Raw genomic sequence first — 2778 nt, 5'->3', positions numbered from 1 at the left:
ATAAGGATGGATAATGGTCCTGAATTTGTAGCTAAGATCGCATCGGAGTGGGGTCAGATGCAAGGCATCATTTTTCAGTATATCCAACCCGGAAAGCCGACACAAAATGCATTTATTGAACTCTTTAATGGAAGTTACCGAAGAGGAGTACTCAATAAGTATATCTTTGAAGATCTAAACCAAGTCAGGGAACAAACCCAAATTTGGATGGAAGATTATAATAACGTCCGGCCGCATGATGCCTTAGGAAAAATGGCACCTGTAGCCTATGCAGAATTTCATAGTTCTGGCGGTACCGCCAGAACTATGAAAAACAGTAATTTTAGACAACCAGGCAGTTCTAATTAGGGGAAGCTTACATATCACCTACATCCATACCAATCAAGGCTGGCTGTACCTGACCACTATTATCGATTTGTTTGACAGGCAGGTAATAGGTTGGTCATTGAGTACAAGCCTGCATACCAATCAAACTATTGTTCCTGCATGGAAAATGGCTATAGGTAAGCGTAAAATAAACATGGATTTAATTTTTCATTCAGATAGAGGGGTGCAATATGCTTCGAAAGCCTTTAGAGCATTTATTAAATCTAATCCTTTGGTAACTCAATCTATGAGTAGAAAAGGGAATTGTTGGAATAATTCTGTGGCAGAGAGCTTCTTTAAAAGCATAAAGGTCGAACTCATATACCGAACCCGATATAAGGGAAAAGAGCTGGCTGCTCTAGCGATATTTGAATGGATAGAAACATGGTACAACCGAAATAGAAGACACTCGACTTTGGGCGACAAATCCATATTAGAATTTGAAGAATTAATGCAATTTAAGAATGTAACTTAATTTTTTGTCCCGTTTTTTGTTGCAAGTCCACCTCAGTATTAATAAACCTCTGTACTTGTAGTGCAGAGTTGTTTAGTCTTTTAAAATAAATTATTATTAAAGGCCACCCGTAGTGCATTTAGGATAACTTAATTTTAATGTTATTTATGTTTCTATTATAGATGAACTGATTTATGTATTGTATCATTGTGAGCGCAGTAATTTTAGAAAGTATTCTAGTCTTAAAACCTTCAAAAGATTTGGCATAATTTCTACGAATCATAAATTGGTCGCATAGCTGAGAAAACAAGGTTTCAATTCTTTTACGACTTTTTCTAAAGACATAGGGCTGTTGTTTATAATTATATTGATTCTTTCTCATAGGAGTTGATAATTTGATGTTATACTCATCAAATAAATTCAGTTGTATATCGGCAGACAGATAACCTTTGTCCCCAATAAGCAGACAATCATTCAATTGCGTTTTAATGTCTTTTAAATAATGAATATCGTGTACCGAAGCAGGACTAATATCTAAACTTTTAAAAACACCTTTTACAGAGCACACCGCATGAAGTTTATAGCCATAATAAGATGTTGATTGTGTGGCACAATATCCTTTGTCAGGAGTACAATAGGTTTGTTCTTTACAAATTCTAGAACGACCACTACGAGATAATTTACATACTTCCAAAGGCATACTATCAACAATAAAGCAATCCTCAAATTCATTAAAAAAGTTGGATAATTGTTCTCTAATAAGTTCAATAGCGTCAAATAATCTCCTTCGTCTGCGATTATAAACGCTTCTTTCTATTTTTGCTAATAATTTTTCAGGGAGTAATCGAAATAGTTGATATTCACTATCGATACTCATAAATTCCGATGTTAAATTTATAGCAATCAATTCTTTATCCGTAAGTTTTGGCTTTCTGATTTGATGTAAAAAATTAGATTTTGGTTCAATAGTATTTAAAACCTTTAAAATTTTGTCGTAATTTGTTTGAAAGTTGTGCATAGAAATTGTTTGTGTGGTAACTACAATTTACTGCCTTTTAGCAGTTTGCACAACTTTTTATAAATGTACTACGGGTTTTCAAATATAGATTGTTTTACAGATCAGCATAAAATAACCTGGTTGAACCTAAGTAATAATGTTATAAAAGACATAAATCATTTAGCTTTCTGTGAATTTCTTACCACACTTAATTTAAGAGGAAATTATGTAGAAGATGTATGTGATTTTTATACACATCAAAAACTACGTCATTTAAATATTGCAGATAATTATGTTAAAGGAACAGTTAAAATTCGATCGATGCAACGATTGAGAAGTTTGAATATTTCGAAAAATAAAATTTCGGAACTTCAATTTGAAGAGTTGCATAGTAATTTGCAAAGCTTGGATGTTTCTACTAACCTTATAAGTGAATTACAATTCTTAGATCGAACTCCTAATCTCACAAGTTTTATTGCTTCAGATAATCCTTTGAATACTATAAGCAAAGTAGCTCAGTTAAATCAACTTCGAATATTGTATTTGTGGCATACGGGAATCAAGAATGTAGAGGGAATCGAAAATCTTAAGAATCTTGAGGAACTCGGAATAGCAGATAATGATATTGAAAGTATTAGTAAACTTAAAGATTTAAAGAATTTAAAATTACTACTAACCGTTGGAAATCATAAGATAAGCAACAAGGAGATTGAAGTTCTAAAGACTGTAGTAGAATAGGATTTTAGATCACCCAACTGGAAAGAATTATAAAGTTGAATCAATTTCAATAATAAAAAATTCAGCGATTTATGTAGAAACGAGAATCGCTGAATTTAATATTGGGACTGACTCAAAAACTGTGTAATTAGAAAATATCGGGGTTTGCAAACCCCGATATTTTTTTAACCTTGCCTGAGAAATTCAGGCGCTAATATTTACACAACAATGAAAAAAGAAGATC

General features: G+C 32.6%; 3 protein-coding genes and 1 pseudogene. 3 read left to right on the top strand and 1 reads right to left on the bottom strand.

Annotation, left to right across the window (positions count from 1 at the left end):
• Positions 1 to 348, top strand: a 348-nt coding sequence (locus L1967_RS22080; RefSeq protein ID WP_249603653.1) for an integrase core domain-containing protein, incomplete at its 5' end; no start/stop codon positions are given.
• A 13-nt stretch (positions 349 to 361) separates the two neighbouring features.
• Positions 362 to 841 (top strand): annotated as a pseudogene (locus tag L1967_RS22075) (IS3 family transposase); the annotation flags it as partial.
• A gap of 118 nt (positions 842 to 959) precedes the next feature.
• Here the strand turns inward: L1967_RS22075 and L1967_RS22070 are convergent.
• Positions 960 to 1838: an IS982 family transposase gene (locus L1967_RS22070; protein ID WP_249603652.1), complete on the bottom strand. Its 879-nt coding sequence runs from the start codon at positions 1836 to 1838 to the stop codon at positions 960 to 962.
• Between the two features lie 63 nt (positions 1839 to 1901).
• Here L1967_RS22070 and L1967_RS22065 point away from each other — a divergent pair, with 63 nt between their 5' ends.
• Positions 1902 to 2555, top strand: coding sequence for a leucine-rich repeat domain-containing protein (locus tag L1967_RS22065; protein ID WP_249603651.1), 654 nt, complete (start codon positions 1902 to 1904; stop codon positions 2553 to 2555).
• Positions 2556 to 2778: the final 223 nt, after the last annotated feature.

The organism is Zunongwangia pacifica, from assembly GCF_023499215.1.
Classification (GTDB): Bacteria; Bacteroidota; Bacteroidia; order Flavobacteriales; family Flavobacteriaceae; genus Zunongwangia; species Zunongwangia pacifica.
Note: the sequence above shows the minus strand (reverse complement) of the source record. Positions and strands in the feature narration are given on the sequence as shown.

Coding starts and splice junctions, on each gene's coding strand:
- L1967_RS22065 (WP_249603651.1), top strand. CDS start 1,902: ATGTACTACGGGTTTTCAAATATAGATTGTTTTACAGATCAGCATAAA.
- L1967_RS22070 (WP_249603652.1), bottom strand. CDS start 1,838: ATGCACAACTTTCAAACAAATTACGACAAAATTTTAAAGGTTTTAAAT.